This is a genomic window from Myxacorys sp. (genome assembly GCF_059501405.1).
The window spans coordinates 23610-39178 of record NZ_JCACCM010000042.1 but is presented as its reverse complement, the minus strand read 5'-3'; the positions used below and the strand labels follow the sequence as shown (position 1 = coordinate 39178).

Below are 15569 nucleotides of genomic sequence, written 5' to 3'. Positions count from 1 at the left end.
ACACCACATTCATGAAACGCCGACTGTTATTGCTTTCCGCTTTTCTAACGTCCCTATTGCTGTTCTTGGGATTCGGACAACCTACTCGCGCCGAGACTGCTAAACACTACACCGAGTTGAAGTTTCCACCGCCGCCCGAAGTGACGGTTCCCGACTACACGCAGTTTAAGTTAAAAAACGGCATGACCGTTTACTTGATGGAAGACCATGAACTTCCGCTTGTAAGTGGAACTGCCCTGATTCGCACAGGCGATCGCTTTGAACCAGGGGACAAAGCAGGCTTAGCGTTGCTAACGGGTTCGGTCATGCGATCGGGCGGGACGCAAACGCACACGCCAGAGCAATTGAACGAGATTTTGGAACAAAACGCGGCTTCCGTTGAAACTGGAATTTCGATCACGTCGGGGAGCGCCAACTTCAATGCCTTGAGCGAAGATTTGCCGCAAGTCTTCGATCTGTTTGCCGAAGTGCTTCAGCAACCTGTCTTCGCAGAAGATAAACTCGCCGTTGAAAAAGTGCAGTTGCAGGGCGGAATTTCTAGACGGAACGATAGTCCTGATGCAATTGCCAGTCGTGAATTTGCAAAACTGCTCTATGGGGATACGAGTCCTTACGCCAGAACCATTGAATATGCGACCGTAGACAATATTTCTCGCAGCGATCTCGTGAAGTTTTATCAACAGTACTTCCATCCCAAAAACATTCTGTTGGGAATTGTTGGAGATTTTGATAGTAAACAGATGCGATCGCGGATTGAGTCAAAATTTGCGGCCTGGAACCCTCCTAGTCAGCCTGTTCCCCCATTGCCATCAGTCAGTCAAGCTAAACAAGGCGGAATTTATTTTGTCCAGCAACCGCAACTGAACCAGAGCTACATTCAAATGGGACACTTGGGCGGACAGTTAAACAGTCCTGACTATGCGGCGCTTTCGGTGATGGAAGATGTGTTGAGTGGCTTTGGCAGGCGCTTGTTTAACGAGGTGCGATCGCGCCAGGGACTTGCCTATTCTGTATATGCCAGTTGGGATGCAGAATATGATCATCCTGGCATTTTTCTAGCGTCTGGAGAAACGCGATCGGATGCAACGGTTCCATTCATCTCGTCTGTTATGAAAGAAATTGAGAAAATTCGCACGCAGCCGATTTCTCAAGCTGAATTGGCGTTTGCAAAAGATACTTCGCTCAATTCGTTTATTTTCAATTTCCGCGATCCGGCGCAAACTCTATCGCGGCTGTTGCGCTATGAGTACTATGGCTATCCGAAAGACTTCATTTTCAAGTATCGAAAGGATGTTCAAAATGTATCGATCGCGGATGTGCAGCGCGTCGCTCAAAAGCACCTCCAGCCTGACAAAATTGTGACGATTGTGGTCGGCAACCAGAAAGAAATTCAGCCACCGCTATCGAGTTTGGGTCAGCAAGTTACGGCGCTTGATATCACCATTCCAGCACCGAAGAAGAAAGTTGGGCAGTCTTCCTAAAATGGTTGGCTGCGATGGGGGAATGTAGGTGTATGCTTGAGTCGCTCGATTTGCTCTAAGTCTCGGCTTCCGACCCTTAGGGGCAAGCCCCCAAACCCCCATTGGGGGACGATTGCCTCCCCCAAATCCCCTGCAAACGAAATCTGGGTTGGCGATTCGAGATCCGGGTAAATCTAGTCGTATCTGCCAGTCTTAAGTTTCAAGGTTTTATTGATCTGTTAGTTTAGTTTCTTGTCTCATCCCTCATCATTATGCAAAATCCATCAGCGCCGCCCAAACCGTTTTTTCAACCGCTCGATCGGGCGGCGCTTGGGTTGATGGTCATCTTAGCGCTCTTGATCGGGGTTCTCTTGTTTAACGGCGATCGCAGCGCTCCCCGCGTCCGTGATTTCAGTTGGCAAGACAAACAGATCGGCTCAAATGACAATGCGTTTGTGCTGACCTTTAGCCGACCTATGGATCACGCCAGCGTTGAGCAAAATCTTCGCATCACTCCCCCGTTGCCCGGAAAGCTCAGTTGGGCAGGGCGACGACTCGCATATACGTTAAATCAATCGGCTCCTTATGGAACCAACTATCAACTTTCCCTGCAAGATGCCCGCGATCGCTTCACCTCAGATGGGGGAAGTCGCGCTACGCTTCAATCGTTTACGGGCAACTTTCGCACCCGCGATCGCGTGTTTGCCTACCTAGGAGTGGATGGAGATGAGGCAGGACGTCTGATTCTTTATAACTTGACTCGCCAAGACAAAAAAGTCCTAACACCGCCCAATCTCACGGTAATGGACTTTAAGCCCTACCCCAATAGCGATCGGATTCTGTTCTCGGCAGTTGAGAAGACGAATCAGCCTGAAAGCTTGGTGGAGCAACAGATTTATACCGTCACAACAGGACTGCAAATCAACGCACCCCAGCCCCTCGGCGAAGAGCAAAATTTTCAGTTATTCAAAGCTGATGCACCCCCTAGTCCAGCGGGACAAGTCAATCAGATTCTCGACAATCGAGAATATCAAAACCTCAAGTTTGATCTCTCTGCCAACGGTCACGTGATCGTGATTCAGCGCATCAGCCGCACCGATCCGAACGATTCGGGTCCCTGGGTAATTCGAGGTAACGGCAAGCCCGAAGCGCTCAATAATAAGCAGCCCGGCGGCGACTTTCTGATCACTCCTGACAGTGATTCTCTTGCGATCGCGCAAGGTCAAGGACTGGCTATTCTACCGCTGCAACCACAAGCTGACCCCCTCGATTTTCTACCCAAATTTGGCACTGTCCTTAGTTTCTCGAACGATGGAACTACCGCGGCCATGGTGAAATTTAACAATGACTACACCCGCTCTCTGTTTCTGGTAAACAACCAAAGCGGGTCAAAGGAAATCTTCAAAACCACAGGCTCGATTGAGGCGGCTCAGTTCGATCCAACCAAGCAAATTCTCTACTGTCTGCTGACCAATCTAATTCCTGGGAAGACCTACCAAGAGCAGCCCTATCTTGCTGCAATCGATCTTAAAGCCGCCCAAAAAGGGGAGAAACCAGAGCAAACCTTGCATCCCCTAGTTTTACTGCCCAACCAGCGCGACATTCAAATGACCCTTGCCCCCGATGGCTCGTCGTTGTTATTTGATCAAACTCAAGCCTCAGCAGGAGCTTCAGGTAGCACGGCAGCAACAAGTCGGCTTTGGCTGCTACCGCTTTCTAGCGATTTCAATGCCAAACTTCAACCCGAAACCTTACCATTTGCGGGATTTCATCCCCGTTGGCTACCGTGAGGAGGATACTCATCCTTCACCCCTTGATCTTAAAAAAGCTCTACTCAACAACTTTAACAATTGCTAAAATAGTGTTACGATCCCATACTTAAGAGTGGCTCGATTTTTAAACCGCTCCCAGGTTGTTCGTGCATGAAAACCTAAGCAAAATGGCAAAATTCATCGATGCTCTACTCGTCCTTGCTCTTTACCGATGTCAGTTTGCCATCGCGCTTCATGCACTAGAATGATTGAATGCTTGATTGTCTAGCTTTGTCGAGCATTGATCTAAAATCACCCTTGCTTCCTTGAATGAATGAGTTTGACAGCAACGCACCGTCTCAACCGACTCAAATCTCAGTTTTTAACAGCCCCTTCTTGTCCCATCCCTTGGGTCATCTCTTCAGGTTCGGATTTGGGTTTGGGTTATGAGTAAGACGTTTGTTCCTAATTTGTTGTTTCTTCGACTAAGACATTCTGAACGTGGTTCATCAGATGAGAAGAGCGCCCCTAGCGTTGTTCTTAGTTCAGCTCGGTATCGAGTCCAACTCGTGTCATGTTCTTAGTTTTTTATGCCCTTTCTATAGAGTTTTTGACTAGGAGAAGCAATTTATGCTACACCGCAAGATCTATCAACTCTGTTGCGATGGTCGAGAAGTCTGGATTTTCTTGCGGGACCAGCAACGCTGGATCGAACGTGCCAGAATTTTGGACATTGAAGGAGATCTCGTGACGCTGCGTTATGAGATGGAAGAAGAGGACGAAAATTCGTCTTGGGAAGAGATGATTCGCCTCGAAAGTATTGGGGCTGTGATGCAAAAGCTATCGTCTGTCCCGAAAGGAAATTCGGAGCCGCTTGTTTCGGATGATTGCCCCGAAGCGGAGCAGATTCCAAATCCCCCGTTTACTGAGAAAAAAGAAGATTAAAACAGCAAAGAGAGGAGTAAATCCTCTCTTTTTTATTTCTCTCTTTATTTACTGTTGGAGAACTAGACGCTAGAAAAATTGCGAATCTTAGATCTGCCTCTTTAACTTTTCTTTCCGGTGTACTGCACGCGGTAAATCCGATTGTTCGCCTCATCGGTAAACAGCAAACTGCCGTCTCGCATTGTTACAAGTCCCACCGGTCTTCCCCAGGTTATCGGTTCTGACGGATCGACTAAGAATCCAGTGAGAAAGTCTTCGTAATATCCCTGCGATCGCCCTTCAGCCGTAAAGGGAACATAAACTAGCTTGTATCCTGTGCCTTGATTGCGATTCCAGGAGCCACGAAACGCGACAAATGCGCCATTGCGGTATTTCTCAGGAAAGGTGGAACCGTTGTAGAATTTTAGTCCCAGCGCGGCAGAATGGGCTTCAAATAAAACATCAGGTGTGCGAGTTTTAGCCGCCAACTCAGGGCGAATGCTCTTTCCGTTTTCGACATGACGCGGATCGAGACGATCGGGACTTAAGTACGCGTAAGGAAATCCGTAAAACTCACCAGACTGCACCTGCGTAAGGTAGTCTGGCACGAGGTTATCGCCCAATTCATCCCGCTCATTCACTGTTGCATAGAGTTGATTGGTTAATGGGCTGAAATCAAGTCCCACCGGATTTCGCAGACCTGATGCAAAGGTTTGACGATCGCTACCGTCAAGATTCATCACCTGAATCGACGCCCGAGGCAGCGGTTCTTCTTCAGCATTGGATTGCGAACCGACCGAGACATACAGCTTTTGCCCATCCGGGGAAACGACTACATTGCGCGTCCAGTGCTGATTGTAGCCTTGCCCAGGTAGCTCGGTAATTGTTTCACCCCTGCCCGTCACTTTCTCTTGCCCTTGCGTGTAGGGAAACCGAATCACAGCATTAGTATTACCAACATAAAAAGAATTGCTGCCAAACGTCATTCCAAATGGTAAATTCAATCCATTCTCAGCCGTAGCAAACACGCTTTGAGCATCAGAAACACCATCGCTATTTTTATCTTTTAGCAACAGAATTCGATTTTGTCGGGTCTCAGTCACCAACACATCACCATTCGGCGTCAAGGCTAACCAACGTGGCCGCTCTAGCTTGTCAGCAAAGACATTCACTGTAAACCCTTCTGGAACCCGCAATGTAGGATTGGCGGGAATTGGAATCACATTGGGCGGTTTTGATGCACTGTCACTCGTGTAGGGTTGGGGAAGTTGATCTAGCCCGACACGAATGGGTTGTGGCGTTAAGACTTCGGTCTGGATGCTGCGTTGCGGGACAGCTTGAGGCTGAGTCTCTTTTGAGTCAGCAGGTGGAGTGAGTGCTGTGTTAGAAGAATTGCACGCTGCTAACGGAGCAATAAGTAACAGCAAAATTAGCAAGCGATGAGAGATAGCTTGATTACGAAAAAAATAATGCATAGTAAAAATGATGCGTAGTGCAAGCGGTTCCTTCAGAGTTGCGCTCTGCGCTAATCGCAGACGTTATTTCTAAGTTACAAAAGATTCCTTAATCCTGCATCTGTTGACCGCGATGAGTGCTTTACCTCTAACTACAGACAGAGCTTGCTCAGCCCTTAGACAGCATCAATTGATAGATGAATTGCGATCGCAGAATGACCACCATACAAGCATTTCTCAAACGCTTGTAAATCAAAAGCTAATAACATAATGGATGCCAAACTAACGCTTCCTCCTGAATCCATTCCTCCCGATTTTGACACTGGCTCTATTTTCTTTGTCGGAACAGCAACTGTTATCTTGCGCTACGCCGGATTTACGATTCTGACCGACCCGAACTTTCTGCACCAAGGGGATCACGTTCATTTAGGCTATGGCTTGACCTCGAAGCGGCGCACAAATCCTGCGATCGAGATTGAACAATTACCTGCGATCGATTTCGTACTGCTCTCTCACAAACACGATGATCATTTCGATCGCATTGCTGCTGAAAAGCTAGATAAATCCGTTCCGATCGTCACGACTCACCATGCTGCAAAAGCACTCGGGCGGCTCGGCTTTCAAACGCTCCATCCACTAGCAACTTGGGATACATTAACCATTCAAAAAGGAGCAACAACCCTCAAGCTCACGTCGATGCCCGGACGCCATGGGCCTGGAATTTTAGCAAAAGCTTTACCTCCGGTCATGGGCAGTCTATTGGAATTTCAGTCACCCACCCGAGGAACTCGATTTCGGCTTTACATCACGGGTGACACGCTCGTGTATGACGAGATCAAAGAGATTCCTAAACGGTTTCCTGACATTGATTTAGCGCTGCTGCATTTAGGTGGAACGCAGGTGTTTGGCGTGCTGCTGACGATGGATGCAAAACAGGGCGTTGAAGCAATTCGCATTATTTCGCCGCGAAAAGCAATTCCAATTCACTATAACGATTACACCGTCTTTAAATCATCGTTGGATGATTTTGTTAAAGCGGTGCAGGAAGCAGGATTAGAAGATCGAGTTGATTATCTCAGTCATGGAGAAACTTACGCTTTTGATGTCAGTACTGCAATGCGATTGCCGTAAGTCAAGTGCAGCAGATTGGATAATAGATGGAGCCGCTATGAGATCTGACTCTCTTCTTGAAAAGAAAGGCACTAAAATCTTGTTTCCTCTTCCAAAAGCAAAGGTTAGGACAGATTAATTCACGCAATTTTCTCTTCTAGAGGCTGACAAAAATCCTGCACGCCTGCCTTAAGAACATAAATAGCAACAGGAACTGCAAGCCGTGTGGGCAGTTCCGTGTGTTCTACGATCGCATCAATAATTCCGCCCGCTAAGCCATCTTCTAGCCCTTCCTTTAGGTCTGCTCGACACACAACATGCCGCCACCGCTTCGCAAGTCCTTCGATCCATCGCTCATTGTTCTCCGGCTCCTGCCCTGAGCGAATCGCTAAGGAGATTGCCGCATCTTCTAAATCCCCGTCACAGTCCTCAATGACTTGAAGCGCGTCTAGGGCAGCGGCATGACCAGCGAGTTCTGAGCGATAGAAGTCAAGTTCTTCAGGCGAAATCATAAACGACATAGAAATCCCTTTGTTAAAAGGAAGGTTGCTTTGCGATCGTAGCACTGTTAACTTATAAATTCGACTAAGAACTCGTTTCTAGAGGGCGAAGTAGAATAATTTCGAGGTCGCAAAATTAATTGAACCATACCTATTCTGATAGCTCTAAATGCTTCGCGATCGCACCTAAAACCCGATTCAAATCAGAAATCGTTCCTTTGATCTCTGTCACATCCGTCGATAACTGATCTAATCGAGTTTCGAGTTGTTTGATATCAGAATTAAGCGATGTTTGCCAGAGAGAAGACTTTAATGCAGAAAGAATCTTCTCGACTGTTGAAAAGTTAGGATCGTAGTCAGGATCATTCAGAATACGGTTAATTTGCTGAGTGTACCCTAAGTCACTCCCACCATTTTCCTTCGCAATTTGGGCTGAAATTTTGCGAATGCTCATTCCCTGAGTCTTCATCAATTCTCGAATGATCTCCACCACATGTTCTTGCATAACTGCCTCTACTTCAATTACTCTATTAGCTGAGAACTTGAATCAACTGAGCGACCTTCTCCTATTTGGAAAAGGTCGTTTTTCTAGTTCACTATTTGCCTTTAGAACATAAAATATAATCTTTATTGATAATCTCTATTGATAGTCTTCATTCACAACTCGGCAGTTACAGGTAAGAAAAATACGATCGCAATTTTGCGCCGTATCCCAAGTTTAGAGGTTGTTTAAAGAGTTTCAGAAGCTAGCAAATTCAGCCACTCGCTTAATCATGAAGCGAATGACTGTAATGTAGATCATCCAGAAGTGTTGAAAGAAAGTTTAAGACAGATAAATAGGGGGCAGAAAAGGGTATTCTGTCCCCTATTTATGGAAAAATGATTCTGATCATGCCTCTAGCTTAGCGAAAGTGCATAACACCCTCTAGACTTGCGTAGTGCCTGTCTCGTCCGCATTAATTAATGTGTTCTAATCCACTGACAAAACTGCTTTGCCCAAAAACTTCCGCTCGGTCAGTTGTTGTGCCACCTCTGCAATGTCTGTCCAAGAGGCTTCTAGAGCAATGTGAGGAACCAAAAGCCCTTCAGCAACGAGCTTCAGAAGGCGCGTCAAGCCAACCGAGGCAGGCTGTTTTTTCAATTCGTGAAACAGAATAAATCCGTATAAGTTCAAGCCACCTCTACCATAAAAACGAGAGGCGTTAAACGTCACTTCTGAGCCAGCGGTTGCCCCGAACGTCACGCATGTTCCATCTACCGCTAGCGTTTCTAGCACCAAAGGTAAAACATCGCCCCCGATCGAATCTAGAGCCAGATCGTACGGTGCGTATTGAGCAAAATCTGTGCCTTCACTACCGATAATCACCTGTTTTGCGCCTGCCGTTTCGACAAACTCGATCAAATCAGGACTGCGAACTTGAGCCGTCACGGTTGCGCCCGCATACTCTGCTAGTTGACACGCAAAATGCCCGACGCCTCCCGAGGCGCCAGTGATTAAAACGGATTTTCCGAGGAGCCAACCCCCACGCTCTAACGCATGTAGCGCTGTTAATCCAGCTACAGGAAGCGTCGCGGCGGTTTTAAAGTCAACCGAATCTGGCAGCGCTGCGATCGCATCAGTGGGCACAGCGACAAACTCTGCCCAAGCGCCAGATGGCACAAATCCGACCACTCGCGTTCCCATGGGTAGCCCTGACCCATCCGTTGCCGCCACCTCCACCGTGCCTGCTAGATCCCAACCCGGTCGCCAGCCTGCTTCGGCAGACTGAGAGCGGCGGACTTCCCCGCGATTAAGCGAAAGGGCAACCACTCGGATAAGTGCTTCTGATGGGAGCGGAGTCGGACGATCGACCTCAGCGATCGCAAGTCGCCCAGTAACGGATGGATTTACAACAACTGCACGCATTCGACCTTTAGCAAAATGGTGGTATATTCTGACATTTTGCAAAGCGATCATCGCATGTCTTCAGGTTTTCTTGAGATTCACAAAGAAATTGCCGCGATTTGTCTAGAAAAAGCTCCAAAAGGGTTCGTTGTGATACAAAGTGGCTGCTATTCTAAAAGTAAGTGCCAGCTAGCCTAAGAATTGTTCTGGCAAAATTGCAAATGTTACGAAATTTCTACCCGCACTTGAGATGCCTTGAGCTGTGCTATGGTTAAGGTGAAGGATTATTTTCGGCTGTGTAATTCGTTTTATAGGCGTTTCTCCGAATCTAACTCTCCACACCTCTGATTCTGGAGCCATTTCATGTCAATTTATGTGGGCAATCTGTCTTACGAAGTCACGCAAGATGACTTGAGTCAGACATTTGCAGAATATGGAACCGTTAAACGGGTTCAAGTACCGACCGATCGAGAAACAGGTCGTATGCGCGGCTTTGCGTTTGTCGAGATGGAGACCGATGCAGAAGAAGCGGCTGCCATTGAAGCACTAGACGGTGCAGAATGGATGGGTCGCGATCTTAAAGTGAATAAGGCAAAACCCCGTGAAGAGCGTCCTTCGGGCGGCGGCGGCGGTGGCTGGTCAAATCAAAACCGCGGTGGCGGTGGTGGCGGCGGACGCCGTTATTAAGAATCTATACCGCCTGTTGAAGCGTTGTTTGCTACTTAGCAGGCGAGATTTTTGGTTATGGTTGACCCTGTAGACTGTTTCACTTAAAGTCTTGAAGGCAGACAAGGCGTCTGCCTTTTTTATTAAAAGGTTTTGCTAGATCGCTAGATTGAGTCTAGACTAAACCTACGTCGATTCGTAAGGAGAAAAGGATGCCGCAAGTTATTCCAGGTGAAGACGAAAGAATTGATTCTGTTTTGCGTCGATTTAAGCGTGAAGTTTCTAAAGCAGAAATTTTCCCCGATATGCGGAAGCATCGCTTTTTTGAGACGCCAATTGAGAAACGGAAGCGCAAAGCTTTAGCAAAGCATAAGCAGAGAAAGCGCGGTGGGTCTCGCAATTAATTTTTGAAGCTACTACCTAAAACTAAAAACTAAAGATGCGATCGCGTGAAGAAAAGCCGCGATCGCATCTTTAGTTTTAGGCTCTCTGCTTTTATGCAGAAGTTTTGGATCCAGAGTGTCCTAGCCAGGCTGCTTTACGCACATTTCAGTTTGGCGACGTTAATCTGAAATTGAATAGTTGAAATTTTGTTTTTTCCGGGTAGTTCTTGCGCTCCAAAAATATAGCCGTCTTGCGTCAGTTCATCGACGGTACGCCAAAAAATTTGATTATTTCGAGAAGAATTGCTACCGAATAAGTCTAAGTTCTTAAACAAATATTTTTTAGAAATCGAAACAAACTGTCCTTCGTGTAGCGTGTCCCACTTCATTCGACTCGCTAGGTAGACCAACAGCTTTGTTTTGTAATCTGATTTTGCACTACTGCCTAGCTTTTGAGTAATGTCAAAGCTATTAGAGAAGAAAACGCAGTCCCCTGTTCGAGCCGGACCATCGAAGAACTCTAGAGAAATCGTGTAAGAATCCGCTAGTTCGTAAGTGTAATCAGCGGCTTTAACGAGATCAAAATCACGTGGAACGTGATCAATTTCATAATCTTTGATGCGTAAAATGCTCTTGATCATCACCTTAGCGGCGCGATTTTGATGGTTCTTTCTAAACGATTGAGCTAATACTAATTCTGTTCTATGAAGGTTCACCAAATCGCAATTGAGTTGCGATCGCAGCTTTGAGGCAAATCCTCCATCTTTGGTACGAGTATATCCTAAACTTTCCAACAAATCATTCGAGCGAAACGTGACGATCGGGCCTGTCCCTTGCTGTGCCGCCAGTTTATAAAGGTACAAAACAATCGACACTTGACGCGGATTGAGAAACGTAATCAGCGCCATAAATAAACGCTGAGTTTTGCGATCCTGAATTTTCTCAAGTCCGTTGCTGACGCCTTTGGTCGCACAAATTGACCAGTCGAGTTTAGCGTATTCTGCTTTGAGGTCTTCCCATTCTTCCGCAGAAAGATTTTCTAGCGGAACGCGGCGAGTCAGCGCCAGCTCGCTGTCATCTGTTCTGTCCGCCTCGACACGCAGTTCCAAATAGTAGCCGTCAGCATCCGATCGCAACCTTGGTACTCCAGCGTCGGGATGCCGAATCGATGCACTAGCGCGGGGCAACACCATCAGCAGTTGGCTATCAACTGGAAAAGTCGCTTCTACATTTTTCATTACTTGGAACAGCGGGGGTGAAGAATCAGGGTCAGTTATGAGCCATTCGCGAGGAGAGACTTAGAACTGAAGACCCCACATATAGTGCCTCACCCTTTCGATTTTGTCTAGGGGTTAAACGCTATATCTGGAGTGTTAGAGCCTGGAGTCGCGATTCACTCCGCTAGATATAGAAGCTGAACTCCATTATTCTGTAACGCTGCCGTATGATTTCTGCGCTATTGCCTGTAACTTTGGCGTTTGATCTCAGCCTGTAACTTTGGTGTAGGTGCGATCGTGCATTCTGTAACGCTGGCGTCCAATTTTACCTTGAAATACAACACGAGATTCTTCTAGAAATTTGTAGGGCGTCTCCTTTAGAAGTTGCGCCTTTAGAGCGAATTGCATCCTCCGTTCTTTAGCATTGCTTCTCTAGGATCAGGCTTTATTGCTCGGCAAGATTTCTTGCCAAACAGCCTTCGAGTCTGTAACTCTAGCGTCTGTTCTTGTCCTGTAACCCTGCCGGATCTCTGTCCTGTAACTTCGGCGTACAGTCGATTTTGCCCCCTTGCCGATCTCGATTTTGCAGTGTTAATCTCTCACAACGTCGAGGATGTCTACCACCATTCAAGGCGCAATAACTTTATCAACTTTGATTCATTCGATTTTCATTGGGCAAGCAGCAGCACACGAGATCAACAGGCAATTTGGACTTTCTACCACAAGTTCAAAGTGGCCCGATCTAGTGTGATCTACTCAACACCCCATATTCACAGCATAAGCAAGACCCCCTGAGCGTCCCTACCACAGTCAGCCCAAGGGGTCACAATCAACCTTAATTCCCAATCAGATTGGGATTGATTTCTATGTTCAAAAATTCTATCAAGTGTTCTAGCTCTGCGCTAGTCCCCTATTTTTGCTGTCAATTTTACGTTTAACCCCAGGAGACACTGATGGTTTCAAGCCTCATTGCTCCTGCGGGAGCACGCTCAGCGATTCAAATTCCGGCGAACACTCAGCTAACCTACTCGCCCCTAGATGCCAGCCATGAGCAGGAATGGCGATCGAGCGGCGTTGACCCAGGAATTATTCGGCTCAACGTGCGGACGTTGCACGATACAGGAATCGATCCGTTTACCCGTGAAGTGTCCTACCCGATCGCAGAAGCCTTGAACTGGAAAGTGACCCGCTTTGGGCCGCAAGCAAGAGAAACGATGCGCGGTTGGTGGGTGAGCGGACTCGATCCGTTCAACAACTGGCAGCGTATGCATTGGGGACGGTTTAAGCCAGATGCCGATACTCCTGTTTTTGATCGGCAAAATAAGCCTGCAAAGTATCTCAGCCCTGCGCTAGGTAAGGGTTCGAGCCGTCTCGTTCTGCTGGATGTTCCGCGCCATATTTGGGCGCAAGTTGCGAATCGATATGGAATAGAGATTGACAAGGCAGAACACGAGTACTCTAACTTTTGGGAATGGGTTTGGAAAACCAATATTCCAATCACGCTAACTGAGGGCGAAAAAAAAGCGGGATGCTTGCTGAGTTTGGGCTATGCTGCGATCGCGCTGCCCGGAATTTTCAGCGGCTACCGTCGTGAGACGCGCCAACTAATCGCAGAGCTTGCATTCTTTGCAACAGCAGGACGGTCGGTGTACATCTGTTTTGACTATGAAACGAAGCCGAAAACCTTACAGCATATCTTTTTAGCAACATCCCGGCTCGGACAACTGTTAACCAATACAGGGTGCGTTGTTAAGATCATCAATTTACCAGGACCCGAAAAAGGCGTTGACGATTTTGTTGCCGCTCATGATCCGATTGAATTTAATAAGCTATACGACACTGCAATCGAGTTAGAGTTTTGGCAAGCATCCCGGTTATGGATGCTAACTCACACGCCTAGCGTTACACTCAATCAACCGTTCTTGGGTGAGTTATCGTATCCAGAATCGGGTTTAGCCTGTGTCAAGAGTGCAAAGGGCACTGGTAAAACCACAGCACTGCAACATTTAATTCAGAAAACAATTAGTGCTTCACGGCAGCCTGATGGAGTCGATCGTAAAGTCCTTGTGATCACCCATCGGATTCAGCTTGGTAAAGCTATCTGCCAAAGCTTGGGTTTGGGGTGGCTAGAAGAACTTCAAGAGTCAGAGAACCAAGGCGTGAGCGGATATGGACTTTGTATCGACTCGCTTCATCCCAACTCAAAAGCGCGATTTAACCCAGAAGAGTGGGAAGGCGCGATCGTCATTCTCGACGAAGTGGAACAAGTGCTATGGCACGCCCTCAATAGCGCGACCTGCTATATGCAGCGGGTCAAAATTTTAGAGACGCTGAAAGAATTAGCAGACGTTGTTTTTTCAACGGGTGGTCTAATTGTGGCGCAAGATGCCGACTTATCGGATGCGAGCGTTGACTACCTCAAAGGCTTGTCAGAGGTTCCAATTACGCCTTGGCTGGTTGTTAACCAATGGCAGCCTGAGGTTGCTTGGGATGTATCTCTGTATGACACCAAAAATCCGTCGCCTCTCTTAGCTCGAATGGAGCAAGTTCTAGCAACAGGTGCAGCGTTTGTTTGTCTTGATTCTCAAAAGGTGCGAGGGCGATGGAGTTCTAAGAACTTAGAAACGTATCTACGGCTACAATTTCCCAGCAAAAGGATTCTGAGAATTGATAGCGAAACGGTTTCTGATCCGGATCATGCCGCCTATCGTATTGTCGAGCGCATTAACGATGTTATTTCTGATTATGATGTTGTTCTTGCGACTCCCACCATTGGTACTGGCGTTTCGATTGATGTCCGTGGGCATTTCAAAGCGGTATTTGGCATCTTTCAAGGCGTGACACCCGATTCTGAATCTCGTCAAGCCTTGGCGAGAGTCCGAGAAGCGGTTCCCCGCTATGTTTGGGCAGCCCACTTTGGGCACGGCAAGATCGGCAACGGAAGCTGTAACTACCGCGATGTGGCTCAATCTGTGACAAAAGGGGTTCGCTACAATATTTCACTGCTGAAGGATGTTGATTTCGATTTAGACGAACAAAGCGATCCGATCGCACTGCGGACATGGGCAAAGATGGCAGCGCGAGTGAATGCTTCGTTATGGCGCTATCGGCAAGAGTTGCGACGCGGATTGCGGCTCGAAGGCCATACCGTTACCGTTGTCACCGACGATGTGGAAAAGATTTTGGGGCAAGCGACCGAGCAGATGCAGCAAGATCTAGCAAGTGGGATGTTGCAGGTTCCAGGATTTGAGTTTTTGGGCTGGCGGCACGATGCTCAAGCTGCAGAACAGGTGGCTCAACTCGTGGCAGCGATTCGGACCCGCAACCAAACCGCCGAAGCGATCGCAGTTTCTGATTCTCCAGAAATCACGCCTGAAGAATACAGCGACATTAAGGAACAGATTCATCAAACGACTCAGAGACGCAATAGCAAATGCAAGCATGAATTGCAAAAACGCTATGCAACAACCCATGTTACGCCTGAACTAAAGCTCAAAGATGATAATGGTTGGTATGCGCAACTGCGATTGCATTATTACCTAACTCACGATCCAGATTATGTACGGTTGCATGATATGCAAGAGCTGGAAGATCATCTTGAGCGTGGTAATGGGAAGATTTCACTACAAGATGTGAAATTACTAACAGCACAAGTAGAAGCATTAAGAACCTTCCGAGTGCTGGAGTTCCTCACACCCAATGAAAAAATTCGAGCCACGGATGACTTAGTTCAATTTATTGCGGCGCGCGCATTAGAGTGTCGAGAAGACGTAAAAACTTTGTTTGGCATCACTGTAACTGAGAAGCAAGCACCAATGGCAATCTCTCAGGCGTTGCTGAGTAAAATTGGGGTCAAACTGACGTGTACAGGCCGCGATGTGGCAACTGATGGGCGTCGCGGAGGCCCGCGAGTTTACAAGTACTTTCCTCCCGAAGATGAACGGAATACCATTTTTGCCGAGTGGGAGAAGCGGGATCAGTCGCTCTTGCAAACCTTGATGGAGGTCACAGGATGCGGTTCCTTGGCTGAAATGGACGACTGGATTGGGCAGGCAGAAGACGACTGTTAGAGTTGCGACGGCTGCCGCGATCGCACGCTTGATTGGCTGCGAATCGTATGACATAAACAGATTCAAAGCGTGATGGATCGTTAACAAAATACTAAAAACAGCGACGCTCCAAGCTATGCTTTTTTGCATCAAGTGACGCTTGATCTGAT

At 47.4% G+C, this 15569-nt stretch carries 13 protein-coding genes; 7 read left to right on the top strand and 6 right to left on the bottom strand.

Going from position 1 to position 15569, the window contains the following annotated elements; all coding sequences use genetic code 11:
- Positions 1 to 11: 11 nt before the first annotated feature.
- From AC5I6P_RS03990 to AC5I6P_RS03980, 3 genes are all read left to right on the top strand, one after another.
- Positions 12 to 1481 (top strand): M16 family metallopeptidase, encoded by a 1470-nt coding sequence (locus AC5I6P_RS03990; protein WP_495692466.1) that lies wholly within the window; start codon positions 12 to 14, stop codon positions 1479 to 1481.
- A gap of 251 nt (positions 1482 to 1732) precedes the next feature.
- Positions 1733 to 3250, top strand: a complete 1518-nt coding sequence (locus AC5I6P_RS03985; protein WP_495692465.1) for an Ig-like domain-containing domain — start codon at positions 1733 to 1735, stop codon at positions 3248 to 3250.
- A gap of 591 nt (positions 3251 to 3841) precedes the next feature.
- Positions 3842 to 4156 carry a DUF6679 family protein gene (locus AC5I6P_RS03980; RefSeq protein ID WP_162422676.1) on the top strand — a complete coding sequence of 105 codons (315 nt, stop codon included), beginning with the start codon at positions 3842 to 3844 and terminating at the stop codon, positions 4154 to 4156.
- A 101-nt stretch (positions 4157 to 4257) separates the two neighbouring features.
- On the opposite strand, the gene AC5I6P_RS03975 is transcribed toward AC5I6P_RS03980, so the two are convergent.
- On the bottom strand, positions 4258 to 5610 hold the full coding sequence (locus AC5I6P_RS03975; RefSeq protein ID WP_495692464.1) for a PQQ-dependent sugar dehydrogenase: 1353 nt from the start codon (positions 5608 to 5610) through the stop codon (positions 4258 to 4260).
- Between the two features lie 249 nt (positions 5611 to 5859).
- On the opposite strand from AC5I6P_RS03975, the gene AC5I6P_RS03970 reads away from it, so the two are divergent.
- Positions 5860 to 6720: an MBL fold metallo-hydrolase gene (locus AC5I6P_RS03970; protein WP_495692463.1), complete on the top strand. Its 861-nt coding sequence runs from the start codon at positions 5860 to 5862 to the stop codon at positions 6718 to 6720.
- Between the two features lie 119 nt (positions 6721 to 6839).
- On the opposite strand, the gene AC5I6P_RS03965 is transcribed toward AC5I6P_RS03970, so the two are convergent.
- From AC5I6P_RS03965 to AC5I6P_RS03955, 3 genes are all read right to left on the bottom strand, one after another.
- Positions 6840 to 7220, bottom strand: a complete 381-nt coding sequence (locus AC5I6P_RS03965; RefSeq protein WP_495692462.1) for a hypothetical protein — start codon at positions 7218 to 7220, stop codon at positions 6840 to 6842.
- 130 nt (positions 7221 to 7350) lie between these two features.
- Positions 7351 to 7704, bottom strand: coding sequence for a helix-turn-helix domain-containing protein (locus AC5I6P_RS03960; protein ID WP_495692461.1), 354 nt, complete (start codon positions 7702 to 7704; stop codon positions 7351 to 7353).
- A 465-nt stretch (positions 7705 to 8169) separates the two neighbouring features.
- A complete protein-coding gene (locus tag AC5I6P_RS03955) occupies positions 8170 to 9105 on the bottom strand; it encodes a zinc-binding dehydrogenase (protein ID WP_495692460.1) in 936 nt (311 codons plus the stop codon).
- A gap of 342 nt (positions 9106 to 9447) precedes the next feature.
- Here AC5I6P_RS03955 and rbp point away from each other — a divergent pair, with 342 nt between their 5' ends.
- Complete coding sequence (gene rbp / locus AC5I6P_RS03950) at positions 9448 to 9771, top strand: RNA-binding regulator (RefSeq protein WP_495692459.1); 324 nt, start codon at positions 9448 to 9450, stop codon at positions 9769 to 9771.
- Positions 9772 to 9962: 191 nt separating this feature from the next.
- Positions 9963 to 10154: a 30S ribosomal protein S21 gene (gene rpsU, locus AC5I6P_RS03945; protein WP_495692458.1), complete on the top strand. Its 192-nt coding sequence runs from the start codon at positions 9963 to 9965 to the stop codon at positions 10152 to 10154.
- A 134-nt stretch (positions 10155 to 10288) separates the two neighbouring features.
- Here the strand turns inward: rpsU and AC5I6P_RS03940 are convergent, their stop codons facing one another.
- Positions 10289 to 11371 carry a hypothetical protein gene (locus tag AC5I6P_RS03940; protein WP_495692457.1) on the bottom strand — a complete coding sequence of 361 codons (1083 nt, stop codon included), beginning with the start codon at positions 11369 to 11371 and terminating at the stop codon, positions 10289 to 10291.
- Between the two features lie 246 nt (positions 11372 to 11617).
- Entirely contained in the window at positions 11618 to 11758 is a 141-nt protein-coding gene (locus tag AC5I6P_RS03935) for a hypothetical protein (RefSeq protein WP_495692456.1), read from the bottom strand.
- 545 nt (positions 11759 to 12303) lie between these two features.
- Between AC5I6P_RS03935 and AC5I6P_RS03930 the strand changes: the two genes are divergently transcribed.
- Positions 12304 to 15420: a plasmid replication protein, CyRepA1 family gene (locus AC5I6P_RS03930; protein ID WP_495692455.1), complete on the top strand. Its 3117-nt coding sequence runs from the start codon at positions 12304 to 12306 to the stop codon at positions 15418 to 15420.
- Positions 15421 to 15569: the final 149 nt, after the last annotated feature.